This is a genomic window from Bradyrhizobium sp., from assembly GCF_016219575.1.
Taxonomy (GTDB): domain Bacteria; phylum Pseudomonadota; class Alphaproteobacteria; order Rhizobiales; family Xanthobacteraceae; genus Bradyrhizobium.
The window spans coordinates 436,852-452,068 of sequence record NZ_JACRMG010000009.1; the positions used below are offsets into that span (position 1 = coordinate 436,852).

The 15,217-nt window shown below is 64.5% G+C and carries 12 protein-coding genes and 1 pseudogene; 6 read left to right on the forward strand and 7 right to left on the reverse strand.

What is annotated here, in order from left to right; translation table 11 throughout:
• The 3 genes from HZB49_RS07100 to HZB49_RS07110 all read left to right on the forward strand — a co-directional run bounded on the left by HZB49_RS07100 (window position 1) and on the right by HZB49_RS07110 (window position 3,251).
• The gene (locus tag HZB49_RS07100; RefSeq protein WP_291609796.1) at window positions 1-564 is read left to right on the forward strand and encodes a hypothetical protein; all 564 of its coding nucleotides are present in this window, start codon (window positions 1-3) and stop codon (window positions 562-564) included.
• 66 nt (window positions 565-630) lie between these two features.
• Window positions 631-2,010 (forward strand): ribosome biogenesis GTPase Der, encoded by a 1,380-nt coding sequence (gene der / locus HZB49_RS07105; protein WP_291609797.1) that lies wholly within the window; start codon window positions 631-633, stop codon window positions 2,008-2,010.
• A complete protein-coding gene (locus HZB49_RS07110; protein ID WP_291609798.1) occupies window positions 2,007-3,251 on the forward strand; it encodes a TCR/Tet family MFS transporter in 1,245 nt (414 codons plus the stop codon). Before der ends, HZB49_RS07110 begins: the two co-directional genes overlap by 4 nt.
• 92 nt (window positions 3,252-3,343) lie before the next feature.
• On the opposite strand, the gene HZB49_RS07115 is transcribed toward HZB49_RS07110, so the two are convergent.
• The 7 genes from HZB49_RS07115 to HZB49_RS07145 all read right to left on the reverse strand — a co-directional run bounded on the left by HZB49_RS07115 (window position 3,344) and on the right by HZB49_RS07145 (window position 11,570).
• Window positions 3,344-4,570, reverse strand: coding sequence for an ABC transporter substrate-binding protein (locus HZB49_RS07115; protein WP_291609799.1), 1,227 nt, complete (start codon window positions 4,568-4,570; stop codon window positions 3,344-3,346).
• Window positions 4,571-4,716: 146 nt separating this feature from the next.
• Window positions 4,717-5,463: an SDR family oxidoreductase gene (locus HZB49_RS07120; RefSeq protein WP_291609800.1), complete on the reverse strand. Its 747-nt coding sequence runs from the start codon at window positions 5,461-5,463 to the stop codon at window positions 4,717-4,719.
• Between the two features lie 198 nt (window positions 5,464-5,661).
• Complete coding sequence (gene purF / locus HZB49_RS07125; protein ID WP_291609801.1) at window positions 5,662-7,170, reverse strand: amidophosphoribosyltransferase; 1,509 nt, start codon at window positions 7,168-7,170, stop codon at window positions 5,662-5,664.
• Between the two features lie 29 nt (window positions 7,171-7,199).
• On the reverse strand, window positions 7,200-7,829 hold the full coding sequence (locus HZB49_RS07130) for a CvpA family protein (protein ID WP_291609802.1): 630 nt from the start codon (window positions 7,827-7,829) through the stop codon (window positions 7,200-7,202).
• Between the two features lie 164 nt (window positions 7,830-7,993).
• Entirely contained in the window at window positions 7,994-9,454 is a 1,461-nt protein-coding gene (gene radA / locus HZB49_RS07135) for a DNA repair protein RadA (protein WP_291609803.1), read from the reverse strand.
• Window positions 9,455-9,606: 152 nt separating this feature from the next.
• A complete protein-coding gene (locus HZB49_RS07140; protein WP_291609804.1) occupies window positions 9,607-11,013 on the reverse strand; it encodes an adenylate/guanylate cyclase domain-containing protein in 1,407 nt (468 codons plus the stop codon).
• A gap of 263 nt (window positions 11,014-11,276) precedes the next feature.
• Window positions 11,277-11,570 (reverse strand): hypothetical protein, encoded by a 294-nt coding sequence (locus HZB49_RS07145; protein WP_291609805.1) that lies wholly within the window; start codon window positions 11,568-11,570, stop codon window positions 11,277-11,279.
• Between HZB49_RS07145 and HZB49_RS07150 the strand changes: the two genes are divergently transcribed.
• From HZB49_RS07150 to HZB49_RS07160, 3 genes and pseudogenes are all read left to right on the forward strand, one after another.
• Complete coding sequence (locus HZB49_RS07150; RefSeq protein WP_291609806.1) at window positions 11,547-12,818, forward strand: DUF2254 domain-containing protein; 1,272 nt, start codon at window positions 11,547-11,549, stop codon at window positions 12,816-12,818. The two genes, HZB49_RS07145 and HZB49_RS07150, sit on opposite strands and share 24 nt — an antisense overlap.
• A gap of 175 nt (window positions 12,819-12,993) precedes the next feature.
• Window positions 12,994-13,230 carry a hypothetical protein gene (locus tag HZB49_RS07155; protein ID WP_291609807.1) on the forward strand — a complete coding sequence of 79 codons (237 nt, stop codon included), beginning with the start codon at window positions 12,994-12,996 and terminating at the stop codon, window positions 13,228-13,230.
• Between the two features lie 81 nt (window positions 13,231-13,311).
• A pseudogene (locus tag HZB49_RS07160) lies at window positions 13,312-15,179 on the forward strand (KUP/HAK/KT family potassium transporter).
• Window positions 15,180-15,217: the final 38 nt, after the last annotated feature.

Genomic DNA, 15,217 nt, shown 5'->3' on the forward strand with positions numbered 1-15,217 from the left:
ATGCGCGGATCGCAACGCCTCATTGCTCTCACCGTCCTCGTCGCCCTTTCGGGCGCGCTGGCCGGCTGCGGCGGTGGCGGCATGGCCAATTTCGATCCGTCCGACCTGCTCGACTGGATGGACACCAAGAAGAAGCTGCCGGGCGAGCGCAAGCCGGTATTCCCCGAGGGCGTGCCCGGACTGGAGCAGGGCGTGCCGCGGGATCTCTACAAGGGTTCGCGCCAGCAGCAGATCGACGAGCAGAACGCGGCCGCAGCCGCAGCCGCCGCAGCGCCGCCCCCGGAGCCGCCGCCGGGTTCGAAGAGTGCGAGATCGAAGGGCAAGTCGAAGCAGGCCGCTGCACCCGCAGCGCAGCCTGCCGCTGCGCCCGATCCGGACGCGGCGCCCGCCGAGGAGGAAAACACCGTCGCCGCCGCGCCGCCGCCGCCAAAGCCGGCCAAGATCGTGCGCCGCCGCACCACCGCGCCGCCGCCCGATCCGCCGCCGCAGCAGCAGGCGCAGCCGGCGCAGCAACAGCAATCCGCATTCCCGGCGCCGCTGCCAAGCGGCGGTTTCTCGCGCTAGTTTCTCCCCGTCGCATTGACAGGCGCGGCAAGAGCGGCGCCTGACATCGTTCCAAAAAACGGCCCCATGTCGTTCACCATTGCCATCATCGGCCGGCCCAATGTCGGCAAGTCGACGCTGTTCAACCGTCTGGTCGGACAGAAGCTTGCGCTCGTCGACGATATGCCCGGCGTCACCCGCGACCGCCGCGAGGGTGAGGGGAAGCTCTACGATCTCGCCTTCACCATCATCGACACCGCCGGCCTCGATGAGGGCGCCAAGGGCTCGCTGACCGCGCGGATGCAGGAACAGACGGAAGCTGCGATCGCGCAGGCCGATGCGCTGATGTTCGTGATCGACGCCCGCATGGGGCTCACGCCCAACGACCGCGCCTTTGCCGATTTCGCCCGCCGCGCCAACAAGCCGGTGGTGCTGGTCGCCAACAAGGCCGAGGGCAGGCACGGCGAGCTGGGGGCGATGGAATCCTATGCGCTCGGGCTTGGCGATCCCGTGCAGATTTCCGCCGAGCACGGCGAAGGCATGAGCGAGCTCTACGACGCGTTGCGCGCGCTGATGCCGGAACCGGTCGAAGAGGACGAAGATACAGACGACGAGGACATCTCGGAGGAAGAGGCCGCGACGCGGCCCATTCGCGTCGCCATCGTCGGCCGGCCCAATGCCGGCAAATCGACCCTGATCAACCAGTTGCTCGGCGAGGAGCGGCTGCTCACCAGCCCCGAGGCCGGCACCACCCGCGATTCCATCGCGGTCGAGATCGAATGGAAGGGCCGGCAATTCCGCGTATTCGATACCGCCGGCCTGCGCCGACGCTCGCGGATCGAGGAGAAGCTGGAGAAGCTCTCGGTCGCGGACGCCCTGCGCGCGGTGCGCTTTGCCGAAGTCGTCGTGCTGATGATGGATGCGCAGAACAAGTTCGAGGAACAGGACCTGCGCATCGCCGATCTGATCGAGCGCGAGGGCCGCGCCATCGTGCTTGCGGTCAACAAATGGGATCTGGTCGAACGCAAGCCGAACCTGATTACGACCATGCGGACCGATGCCGATCACTGGCTGCCGCAGGTCAAGGGCGCGCCGCTCGTTGCCGTGTCCGGGCTGATGGGCGAGGGCATCGACCGCCTGATGACGGCGATCCAGCAGGCCTATGCGGTGTGGAACCGGCGCGTCCCGACGGCGGCGCTCAATCGCTGGTTCGAGCAGGCGGTCTCCAACAATCCGCCGCCGGCGGTGTCGGGCCGCCGGCTGAAGCTCAACTACATCACGCAGAACAAGGCGCGGCCGCCGAGCTTCGTGCTGTTCTGCTCGCGTGCCGACGCCGTGCCGCAATCCTATCTGCGCTATCTCGTCAACTCGCTGCGCGAGGCGTTCGATCTGCCGGGCACGCCGATCCGCATCACGCTGCGCGAAAAAGCCAATCCGTTCGCGCACAAGCGGAAGCGTCCCTCGTGAGCGGGGAGGCGCCGGCAAGTCCGGCAGCGGCTGCGCCCCGCGGCGCGGCCGTCGCCTTCATCTTCGTCACCATCCTGCTCGACATGCTGGCGCTGGGCGTGATCATTCCGATCCTGCCCAAGCTGATCGAGAGCTTTGTCGACAACGACACCGCCAATGCGGCGCGCATTTTCGGCCTGTTCGGCACGGCCTGGGCCGTGATGCAGTTCTTCTTCTCGCCGGTGCTCGGCGCACTGTCCGACCGCTTCGGACGCCGTCCGGTCATCCTGTTGTCGAATTTCGGACTCGGGCTCGACTATGTGCTGATGGCGCTGGCACCATCGCTGTCCTGGCTGTTCGTGGGACGCCTGATCTCCGGCATCACCTCTGCGAGCGTCTCGACCGCGTTCGCCTATATCGCCGACATCACTGCGCCGGAGCATCGTGCTGCGATGTTCGGCAAGGTCGGGGTTGCCTTCGGCGCCGGCTTCATTCTCGGCCCTGCGCTCGGCGGCGTGCTGGGCGATATCGATCCGCGGCTGCCGTTCTGGGCTGCGGCTGGCCTGAGCTTCACCAACACGCTTTACGGGTTCTTGATCCTGCCGGAGTCGCTGTCCAGGGAGCGACGCTCGCCCTGGCGCTGGAAGAGCGCGAATCCCGTGGGCGCACTGCGTTTGCTCGCTTCCGATAGCGTTTTGGCGGGATTGTCGCTGGCGAATTTCTTCGCACAGCTCGCCCATGTCGTGCTGCCGTCGGTGTTCGTGCTGTATGCGACCTACCGCTATGGCTGGGACGTCAAGACCGTCGGGCTCACGCTGGCACTGGTCGGCATCTGCCAGATGGTGGTGCAGGGCGCGGCGATCGGGCCGATCGTGAAGCGATTCGGCGAGCGCCGCGCGCTGTTCTTCGGGCTCGCCTGCGGTGCCGTCGGCTTTTTCATCTGCGGTACGGCGCCTACCGGTCATTGGTTCTGGACCGCCGTTCCCGTGATGGCACTCTGGGGCGTGGCGGGCGCAGCGACCCAGGCATTGATCACGCGACGGGTTTCGCCGGAGCAGCAGGGCCGGTTGCAGGGGGCGACCAACAGCGTGCAGAGCATTTCGCAGCTGCTCGGCCCGTTCCTGTTCACGCTGACCTTTGCGCACTTCATCGGCCCGCAGACCGCATTCAAATTGCCGGGCGCGCCGTTCCTGCTGGCATCGGTGCTGTTGCTTCTGGCGCTGGCGATTGCGCTGCGGACGCTGGCGGGGAAGCAGAGATAACTGTCGCTCCGGGCTGATGCGTGAGCACCAGACCCGGAGTCTCGAGATTCCGGGTTCGCGCTCTTGCGCGCCCCGGAACGAGCGCTATGCCGTTACTTCTTCACCAGCGGGCAGTCGCTGGCCGAAAGCGGCTTGGCCGCGTCTTCCGGCGCGATGGTGGCGATCAGCTTGTAGTAATCCCACGGGCCCTTCGATTCCTCGGGCTTCTTCACCTCGAACAGATAGGCCGGGATCAGGCGGCGGCCGTCGGCGCGCAGCGGGCCCTTGCCGAACAGGGGATCGTCGGTCGGGATTTCCTTCATCTTGGCGACGACCTTGGCGCCGTCACGCGGATTGCTGCCGAGCGCTTCCATCGCCTTCAGGTAATGCAGGATCTCCGCATAGAGCCCGGCGACCGTCATCGAGGGCATGGCGCCCTTCGGCGAGACCTTCTGGAAACGCTTCGACCATTCGCGGGTCTTGTCGTTGAGATCCCAATAGAAGGATTCGGTGAAGGTCAGGCCCTGTGCCGTCTTCAGGCCGAGCGCATGCACGTCGTTGATGAAGAGCAGCAGCGCGGCGAGCTTCTGGCCGCCCGCGACGATGCCGAATTCGGCTGCCTGCTTGATCGAGTTGGTGGTATCGCCGCCGGCGTTAGACAGGCCGATGACCTTGGCCTTGGAGGACTGCGCCTGCAGCAGGAAGGAGGAGAAGTCCGACGTGTTGAGCGGATGCTTGACGCCGCCGACCACCTTGCCGCCGGCCGCAGTGACCGCGGAAGCGGTGTCACGCTCAAGGGCATGACCGAAGGCGTAGTCGACGGTCAGGAAGAACCAGGTGTCGCCGCCGGCCTTCGTCAGCGCCTTGCCGGTGCCGTTGGCGAGCATGTAGGTGTCGTAGGTGAAGGAGACGGTGTTGGGTGTGCAGGCCTTGCCGGTGAGGTCGGCAGTGGCGGCACCGGAGTTGAGATGCACCGCGTTCTTTTCCTTCACCAGATTGCTCACGGCCAGCGCGACGCCGGAATTCGGCGTATCCGCGATGGCGTCGATTTTTTCCGCATCGAGCCACTGCCGGGCGATGTTGACGCCGATGTCCGGCTTGTTCTGGTGATCGCCGCTCAGCACCTCGATGTTCCAGCCCTTGGCCTTGAGGCCGGAATCCTCGACGGCCATCTTGACCGCTGCCACCGAGTTCGGGCCGCCGATGTCGGCGTAGAGGCTCGACATGTCGTTGAGCACGCCGATCTTGATGTTCTTGTCCTGGGCAATAGCGGGGCCCGCGAGCGAGAAGCCGGCGAGCGCGATCAGCGCGGCGGAGTTCCGCGCAAGTCTGGTTTTCATGTTTTTTCCTCCATGGATTGATGCCGGTGGATTCCTGCGAAATCCGATCCGGCATTGCTGGCGATCTTGGTGGCGCAATGCTTGCTTTGCAAGGCGCATATCGTAGCGGTCGGGATCGATGTCTGAACGACGGGAAATAAATTTCGCTACGCCTGCACCGGCGCCCGGAAACTCAGCAGCGCGCGGCTCATGTAGTCGTAGAGCTTGCCGGTCTCGGTCCATTCCGGCGAACACATCGGTACGATGAATTCAGCAACCTTTTCCGGCGGCTCCAACGTGTCCGGATCGATCCCGGGGAACACGGTGGCGTGCATGCGGGTTCGCGTGGGTCCGGGATCGAACAGGTTGACGCGGAGAGGCGTGGTCGCGGTTTCATGTGCCCACGCGCGCACCAGCGTCTCGAGCGCAGCCTTGGATGCCGCGTAAGGCCCAAAATAGGCGTTGGCCCAGCGCGCCGCGGCCGAGGTGACGAACACGGCGCGGCCGGCGTCGGACCGTTTCAGCAGCGGCTCCATGCAGCGGATGAGCTGGAAATTCGCGGTCACGTTGATGGCGAACGCGTCGTTCCATTGTTTCAGCTCGATATGGCCGAGCGGCGAGGACGGCCCCGGCACGCCGGCATTGCCGACGAGGATATCGAGTTTGCCGCCCCGTTCGTGCAGGGCTGCGCCGAGGCGGGCGATGCCGTCGGTGTCGGCGAGACTGAGCGGCACCAGCGTGGCGCTGCCGCCTTCCTTCCTGATCTCGTCGTCGAGCTCTTCCAGCCCGCCTTGCGTCCGCGCTACCGCCACGACATGCGCGCCGCGTCTGGCGAGCGCAACCGCGGTGGCATAGCCGATGCCGCGCGAGGCGCCGGTCACAAGGGCGATACGATTGGCGAGGGGCTTTGTCATCGGTCGATCAATCCACGTCTGTGCGGGGCCGTATTACAGACGTGGATGGCCGGGACAAGCCCGGCCATGACGAAAAATGACGACGTCATTCCGGGATGGCCCGAAGGGCCAGACCCGGAATCTCGAAGTTGGCTTGCGCAAGACAATCTCTGGATTCCGGGTTCGATGCTGACGCATCGCCCCGGAATGACGGGGCAGCTAGCTCGCCTCGGCCAGCAGCGACAGCTGGCGCGGCTGCGGTTCGGGCTGGTTCTGGTCGGTGAGGCCTGTCGGATAGGCGCCGGTGAAGCAGTGGTCCGAGAATTTGGGATTGGCGGGATCGCGGCCCGGAAAACCCATGGCGCGGTACATGCCGTCGATCGACAGAAAGGCGAGCGTGTCGGCGCCGATGATCTCGCGCATTTCCTCGAGGGAATGCGTCGCCGCCAGCAGCCCGCCGCGGTCGGGCAGGTCGATGCCGTAATAGTCGGGATAGAGGATCGGCGGCGAGGCGAGGCGGAAGTGCACTTCCTTCGCGCCGGCTTCGCGCATCATGCGCACGATCTTCTTCGAGGTTGTGCCGCGCACCAGCGAGTCGTCGATCAAGAGGATGCGCTTGCCCTCGATGGCGACGCGGTTCGCCGCATGCTTCATGCGCACGCCGATCTCGCGGCCGCTCTGGGTCGGCTGGATGAAGGTGCGGCCGACATAGTGGTTGCGGATGATGCCGAGCTCGAACGGCACGCCGGAATGCTGGCTGTAGCCGAGGGCTGCGGGCACGCCGGAATCCGGCACCGGCACCACCACGTCGATGTCGACATGGCTTTCGCGGGCGAGCTGCGCGCCAAAGGCCTTGCGCACATCGTAGACCGAGCGGCCGCCGACGATGGAGTCGGGCCGGGAGAAATAGATGTATTCGAAGATGCAGGGCCGCGGCGGCTTCGGCGGGAACGGCTTGTGGCTGTGGGCGCCTTGTTCGTCGAACACGACGATTTCGCCGGGGTCGATGTCGCGGACATATTTGGCGCCGATCATGTCGAGCGCGCAGGTTTCAGAAGCGAGGATCGGGTGGCCGTCGAGATCGCCCAGCACCAGCGGGCGAATGCCGAGGGGATCGCGGGCGCCGATCAGCTTCTTGTTGGTGAGGGCGACCAGCGAGTAGGCGCCTTCCAGCGCGCGCAGCGATTCGATGAAGCGGTCGATGAAGTGGCTGCGCCTGGACTGCGCGACCAGGTGCAGGATCACCTCGGTGTCGGTGGTCGACTGCATCATGGCGCCGTTCTTCACGAGGTCGCGCCGCAGCGACAGGCCGTTGGTGAGGTTGCCGTTATGACCCACCGCAAAGCCGCCGGCATTGAGCTCGGCAAACAGCGGCTGAACGTTGCGCAGGATGGTGGCCCCGGTAGTGGAATAGCGGACATGGCCGACCGCGACAGTGCCGGGCAGGCGGTCGATCACTTCACGCTTGGAGAAGGCGTCGCCGACAAGGCCGAGGCGGCGCTCCGAATGGAAGCGGCTGCCGTCGTAGGAGACGATGCCGGCGGCTTCCTGGCCGCGATGCTGGAGGGCGTGCAGCCCGAGCGCGGTGATGGCGGCGGCTTCGGGGTGGCCATAAATGCCAAACACGCCGCATTCCTCACGCAGCGTGTCGCCTTCGAGATCGTCCTGCAGCTCGATGCCCATGCCGGGTTGGTCGGCGGGATCGGAAGGGGTTTGCATCTCGTCCATCGCGCCTCTCTAGGTCGGCCTCAAAAAGGTTAACGGCCCGCCGGTTTTTCGATCAGCTTTTTAAGGCTGTCGCGGGCGGACTTGTTATAGCCATCGGCGGAACCCGGCTGCGCCGGCTCGGCGTCAGCCTGGTCATCCTCGGGCTTATTCTTCTTGAATTTCTTTAAGATGGTGTTCTCGGGATCGTCTGGCAAGAGGCCCTTGAGCCATTCGCCGGAGGCATCCAGCACCGCGCGGGACTTGGCCTGCTGGACCCAGTCCGGCCGCTGCTTTTCCGGCACCAGCCAGATGAAGAATTCGTAGGCGACGACGACGATCAGGAGGCCGCGGGCGAGGCCGAACAGGAAGCCCAAGGTGCGGTCCAGCGCCCCGATCCGGGAATCCAGGATCATGTCGGAGATCCGGACCGTGATGACGGAGACGACGATCAGGGTGCCGATGAAAGTGCCGGCGACGACGACGGCGAGCGCGACGGTGTCGTTGCCGAAGTAGCCCTTGGCCGTCGGCAGCAGCTTTGCGTAGCTGTACAGCGTCACCAGCGCGGCGGCGCCCCAGGCGGCGATCGACAGGATTTCGCGCATGAAGCCGCGGACGAGGGCCAGCAAGCCCGAGATCAGCATGACGCCGAGCAGGACGATATCGAGATAGGGAATCGGCATCGGCTGGTCAGGTCCGCTCGTAAATCGTGGCATCCGAATCGGAAGCGTCAGTGCCGTCCTAACTGACGGTGAACCGCCGCAACCCGCAAGGCCGGATGAGGTGTCATCCCGCCGCCTTTTGCGCGGGTGGTATAGCGGCGCGGGCCGGTGACGTCACGCCCGCTTTAGCCATTTTCCCTACGGAATCGGGCCGGTGTGGCATTTTTCTCAACCGCCGTCGCATCCCGGGAACCCTCGCGATTGCCCCGCGGCACCCCGCGCGCGGCGATTTCCGCAACCAGCGTGGTGAGCCCGCCGACCGGGTTGAGGGTCAGCCCGGCATCGCCGGCGACCTCGCCGCGCGCCGATTCCGGCAGCACGGCCCGGCCGAAGCCGAGTTTGGCGGCTTCCTTCAGCCGGGCGGCGGTCTGGGCGACCGGGCGGACCACGCCGGAGAGCGAAATCTCGCCGAAATAGACCGCATCCGTCGGCAGCTGGGCGTTCACCAGCGACGACACCAGCGCAGCAGCGGCGGCGAGGTCCGCAGCCGGCTCCTGGATGCGCAGGCCGCCGGCGACGTTGAGATACACGTCATGTCCGGAGAGCTTGACGCCGCAATGGGCCTCCAGCACCGCCAGCACCATCGAGAGCCGGCTCGGATCCCAGCCGACGACGGCGCGGCGGGGGGTGCCGAGCGAGGTCGGGGCCACCAGCGCCTGCAACTCGACCAGCACCGGGCGGGTGCCCTCGATGCCGGCAAACACGGCGGTGCCGGGCGCGCCGAGGTCGCGCTCGGACAGGAACAGCTCGGAGGGGTTGGTGACTTCGCGGAGCCCGAGGCCCGTCATCTCGAACACGCCGATCTCGTCGGTCGGGCCGAAGCGATTCTTCACCGCGCGCAGGATGCGGAACTGCTGCGAGCCTTCGCCCTCGAAGGACAGCACGGCGTCGACCATGTGCTCGACCACGCGGGGACCGGCGATCTGGCCGTCCTTGGTGACGTGGCCAACCAGGATGATGGCCGCGCCGGTCTTCTTGGCGAAGCGAATGAGCGCCTGCGCGGAGGCGCGGACCTGCGTCACCGTGCCGGGTGCGGACTCCACCGTGTCGGTCCACATGGTCTGGATCGAGTCGATCACGATCAGGCGGGGGACCGCACCCTCCGAAAGGGTTGAGACGATGTCTTCAACCGAAGTCTCCGCGGCAAGCTGCACCGGCGCATCCGCCAGCCCCAGCCGCTCGGCGCGGAGCCGCACCTGGGCGATGGCCTCCTCGCCGGAGATGTAGACCGCGCGGTGGCCGGCGCGCGCCATCATGGCGGTGGCCTGCGTCAGCAGCGTCGATTTGCCGATGCCGGGATCGCCGCCGACCAGAAGCACCGAGCCGCGGACGAAGCCGCCGCCGGTGACGCGGTCGAGCTCGGCCATGCCCGACGACAGGCGGGGTGCGTCCTGGCTCTTGCCGGAGAGCGATTCCAGCGCGAACTGCCGGCCCTTGCGCTTGGAGCGGATCGAGACCGGCACGGCGGTTGCGTTATCCTCCTCGGACAGCGTGTTCCACTCGCCGCAAGCCTCGCACTTGCCCTGCCAGCGGTTATAGGCCGCGCCGCAGTTCTGGCAGACAAAGGAGAGGGAGGATTTGGCCATGTGCGATTCTACCGCGTCAGTCATTAGCGCGCGGGGGCGACTCTGTCAGGACATTTCCACCGCTATAATGGCAATTCCTCATGGTGAGGAGCGCGAAGCGCGTCTCGAACCATGAGGCCCCGCTGTCGCCTGCGGCTCACACCTCGACGCGATCAGGCCGCGTGGCCGGCGCGGGTCCAGATGCCAAGCGGCCGCTCCAGCCCGCGAATGGCCTGCGGCGGCTGCGCCACCAGATGGGCGAAGTCGGCGCTGGAGCCGCCGGCTTCCGCGCGCGCCTGCTGCACGAGTTCGTCGCTGGCGATCATGGCGCAGCCGAACTGGCGGGTCAGCGATTCAAGCCGGCTTGCCGCGTTCACGGTGGTGCCGATCACGGCGAATTCGAGCCGGTTCAAGCCGATATCGCCGAGCACGACCTGACCGTAATGCAGGCCGATGCTGATGCGGATCGGCGGTTCGCCGCGGGGTTTTCGCTCGTGGTTCAGCTCGTCGACGGAGTCGAGCATGGCCTGCGCGCAGCGCAGCGCATTACCGGCGTCGGAATTGCCGGCGAAGGGCGTGCCGAACGTCGCCATCAATCCATCGCCGAGATATTTGTCCAGCGTTCCCCCGTGCCGGAAGATCTCGCGCTCCATCCGCTCGTGGAACTGCCGCAACGTCCTGATCACTTCGGCCGGGTTGCGGCCGTCGGCATAGGCGGTGAAGCCGACGATGTCGGTGAACAGCACCGCCACGTTCTCGGTGCGGACCTGCTTGAGCGGTTCGTCGTTCTTCGACAGTTGCTCGACGACATTGGGCGAAAAGTAGCGCGCCAGGTTGGTGCGCTCGCGTTCGATCCCGGCATGGCTGACCAGGAGCGCGTTGGAACGGCGAACCGCCACCGCCAGCGTCACCGCGACGATGATGAACACCACGACTTCCTGAAACCGCGCGGTGACGTTGATCGTCGTGGGGTCGATTGCCGCGAACATCCTGACGTCGGAGCCTATGGCCGCACGCACCCGTTCGGCCAGCGCGGCATAGCTGTCGGCATGAAAGTACCAAGCCCAGCCGACGCCGATCGCCCACAGGCCCGCCGTCCAGGTGCCCATCGCGATGACGGTTCGCCAGGAGTAGGCGAGCGTGGCAGTGGACAACAGCACGAAGAAGTAGATGAAGCTGTTGAAGCGGAATTGCATTCCGATCGGCCAGTCGCTGGGGGCGAAGGGATTGGGCACCACGGCAATGAAGGTCATCAGGGCCAGGTCGCAAAACATCAAGAACAGTTCCGGCCGCGAGACGCCGGCCTTGCCGACCTTGAGCTGGGCCCAGCCGATCGCTGCAAAAAGGCCGAGCGAGGCGATGTAATAGAGAACATCCCAATGGGGATTCATGATTGGCAGCGTCACGGCGATCACCGCGAGTGCAACCCAGCGCGCGCGAACCGCCAGCCACAAGCCTTCGCGCTTGCTCTCCGCCAGCGCCGCCTCGGCAAATCTCTGGACGTCTTGCCGGACGCCGTCCCGCCCGTTCGCCGGGTTGCCAGAAAGGGGGAAAACGGCAGGTTCCGCCACTGCGCTCACGACACCCACTCCTTCGCTGGAAGATCGGCTCCATCAAATGAGCCCGGAAGCTAGGTTATTTCAAGTGGGATGCGATCGGGCGATGACGCCGGACCCTTGCCGGACGTTACCGTCTCGCATCGCCAAGCCCTGTTTCGCCGACACAAACGGCACGGCCGATCCCGGCACCGTCGTGGTCGGTCGGCATGCATGCCGGCACCGGTACCAAAAGACTGGCTCTTTCGATCCGGATCGATTGTTGCGGCGCAACCGGCCGGTCGATCTCATCTGGCGCCATTCGCCTCGAAGCCGCAAAAGAATCGAAGGCTCGCAAGAGGTGCGCCGACGAAGAAACTTGAATTCGATGGTAGTTTCTTGATCTCGGTGGTCAGCATGTCTGCTGCTGCCGAAGACGACATCTGACGCCCATTGCTGGCCATCTTGTCCGATCGCCTTCCAGCCTTCTCGCTCGCCGCCAACTTGATCTGTGTCAAGGTTGCTGTCTCGGTGATTGTTCTTTTATCCAGCAGCGCAGCGCGGTGACGTCGTAGCACATGTTCTGGAAAAAGCTGTTTCATACTCGAGATTATCTCAGATCATCCCTGTGGGTGGTGCCATTTGTCGCCATCCCATTGGAACTGGTCGCGACGCGAATCCTGCACAGCCTGGACGACCGGCTCGGCTCGGCGTTCCTGGGCCTTGGTGTCTCCGGCGCACAAGCAATGCTCGACGCCATAATAACCGCGATGTTGAGCTTCGTTGTCTTTACATTTGGATCGTTGCTTGTCGCCCTTCAAATCGCAAGCGGCCAGATGACGCCGCGGATCATTGCTACCATACTGGTCCGTGACAACGTGGTCAGATACACAACGGGGCTTTTCATTTTTACCCTGCTGTTCGCAATAAGCGCGGTGAATCGGATTCAGGCAAGTGTTTCCCAACTCGTGGTCTTCGTTGCTGCCTGCCTTGCCATAATTTGTTTCGGGGCATTCTTGTATCTGATCGACTACGCTTCGCGACTATTGCGGCCGATCAGTATCGTCGGGCTTGTGGGCAAGTCAGGTCTCGCGGTGATCGCCAACAGCTATCCCGGGCTGAACCCGAACGGAACGGAAGCCCGCTTCCGTAACACGCGAAAGTCGCCGGTTCGTACCGTCTCGCATGAGGGCGCGTCGGAAATCGTGCTTGCTGTCAGCCTACCCCATCTGATCAAACTGGCAGAGCACTCGAATGGCGTAATAGAGCTGGTGCCTCAGGTGGGAGATTTCGTCGCGACTGACGAGCCGCTCTTCAAATTGTACGACGGTGCAGAGTCGCTGGATGACGGGGAATTGCGATCTGTGGTCGCGTTCGGGCCGGAGCGGACGCTCGATCAGGACCCAACCTTTGCATTCAGGATCATCATTGATATTGCGCTCAAGGCCCTGTCACCTGCGATCAACGATCCGACCACAGCCGTGATTGCGATCGATCAGCTTCACAGACTGCTTCGCAGTGTCGGCAGACGAAATCTGCGCACGGAAGAACTGGTGGGCCGTTCGGGCGAACTTCGCGTCGTTTGCCGCACTCCGAACTGGGAGGACTTCGTACATCTCGCATTTACGGAGATCCGTCATTGCGGGGCGCACAATATCCAGATCGCGCGGAGATTGCGGGCGATGATCGAAAATCTCATCGAAACATTGCCGAAGTATCGTCATGCCGCTTTGTCGCAGCAATTGGAGCTTCTCGATCGTGAGGTGGACAGGCGCTTCAATTATGCTGAGGATCGTACCCTTGCGCATGTGGCAGATTCCCAAGGTCTTGGCGGAGCCTCAGGGTTGTAAAGGATACCAAAGCCGCCAAATTGCAGTGCGCAGAGAGGTGTCCAACGGCGCGATTCGAGCCAGATCATGATATACTTGACGATCATGGGTTCTCGGGCGATCGAGCCTTGCCAGCTGGGCCATCCGCTCGCCGAGGCAGTCGCATGCGACGCAGCAAGGCGATGAGGAAGGCTTGATGCCAAATCGAGCAGCAGCTTTCTGGCGCAGGTTTCTCGGAAGAGTCAGAGGACATCACGATCTCCACGCTCCGTTTTACGTAACGACTCACCGCGGCCACATCATGCAGACGTTTCAATCGCTCGAATTGGCGATCGAAGCCGCCGAATCCCTGGGCCCAGATCACTACATCATCGACCGGCACGGCCTGCAAATCTGGAATCCGGAGAGAAGACTGCTGCGCAATGAGGAATAGCGCGGCCGTGGCGAAGCACAGGGCGGCTCCGGACGGACATGATATGAAGGTGATATGGCCGTCTCTGAAACGACTGCGCGAATGAGCAGGAAGGTGTCGCCCCAGCCCCATAGTCCGCAATACAGGTTGATGCTCGGGGCGTGCGGCGTTGTGTTCGGCGACATCGGCACCAGCCCGCTCTATGCCTTTCGCGAAAGCTTTGTCGGCCATCATCGGCTGCCCACCGATCCGTTCCACGTGATGGGCGTTCTGTCGATGCTGATCTGGACGCTGATCCTCGTCGTCACCGTCAAATACGTGTTCGTCACCATGCGTGCGGACAATCGCGGCGAGGGCGGAAGTTTTGCCTGCTCGCTCTCATCGAGCGCGTGGCCGGCAGCTCGCCGGTCTTTCCCGCGATCGCCATGGCAGCGCTGACTGCCACGGCCCTGTTCTATGGCGATGCCGTTATCACGCCTGCGATTTCGATCCTGTCGGCGGTGGAAGGCCTGTCACTGCTCGACGAACGCTTCAATGTGCTGGTGATACCCCTGACGCTCGCGATCGTGGTGGCGCTGTTTGCCGTTCAGCGCCGCGGCACGGCAACCATCGGCGGCGTGTTCGGCCCTGTGATGGCGGTCTGGTTTGTCGCCATCGGGATGCTCGGCGCGATCCAACTCGTCGCCAATCCGTCGGTGCTCGTAGCCGCGAGCCCGCATCACGCGCTGCGCTTTCTGCTGGCGGACCCGGCCGGGGCGTTCCTTACCCTCGGCACCGTCGTGCTCGCGGTGACGGGTGCCGAGGCGCTCTACGCGGACATGGGGCATTTCGGCCGCTCGGCGATCGCCAGGGCCTGGACCTGGCTGGCACTGCCGGCGTTGCTGTTATGCTACGCGGGTCAATCGGCGCTGGTGCTTGCGGATCCGGAAGCGATGCGCTCACCCTTCTATCTGATGGCGCCGCCCGCGCTATTGATCCCGTTGCTGTTGCTGGCGACCGCAGCCACAATCATCGCCAGCCAGTCGATCATCAGCGGGGCGTTCTCGGTGACGCAGCAGGCGGTGCAACTCGGCTACCTGCCGCGCCTCAACATCGTCCACACCTCCGATGAGGCGCGCGGCCAGGTGTTCGCCCCGACGGTCAACCTGCTGCTGTTGCTGGCGGTGATCGCGCTCGTGCTCGGCTTTCGTTCGTCGAGCGCGCTTGCGGCCGCGTTCGGGCTCGCGGTGACGGCGACGATGGTGCTGACCACGCTTATGATCGGCTTCGTGGTATTCAGGATCTGGCGTTGGCGTCCTGCGCTCGCCATTCCGCTCTATGTCGTGCTGCTGACGCTCGATCTCGGGCTGTTTGCGGCCTCCGCAACCAAGTTCACCGACGGAGGCTGGCTGCCCGTCAGCATCGCCATCATTCTCATCATGGTATTCACGACCTGGCAACGCGGACGCAAGCTGTTGGCGAAGCGACTCGCCGCGGACGCGATCTCGGTCGAAACGCTCCAGAAGAGCACGGCAAGCGTGCCGCGGATTCCGGCGACCGCCGTCTACCTCACCTCGAATGCGGCGGGCGTGCCGCCTGCGCTGCTGCACAACCTGAAGGCCAATCACGTCCTGCACGCCCGCATCCTGTTTGTGACCGTCGAGACGGCGCTGACGCCGCGCGTCGACGCCCAGGCGCGGGTGTCGGAGGAGGAGATCGGGCCTGGAATGACCCGCATCGTGATCCGCTATGGTTTCAGCGAGGCGCCGAACGTGCCTGCAGCGCTGTCCGCACTGTCCGCCGGCTTCGATGCAATGAAGACGACCTATTTCCTGAGCCGGCAAACCCTGGTCCCGACCCGCAGGCCGGGCATGGCGCTTTGGCGTGAACATCTGTTCGCCGCCATGATGCGCAACTCGCAGACGCCGATGTCCTATTTCAGGCTGCCGATCAACCAGGTCGTCGAACTCGGCAGCCAGGTCGAGATCTGATCGAGTCCCTTACGCCGCTCCGGCAGCTTTCGCCGCCT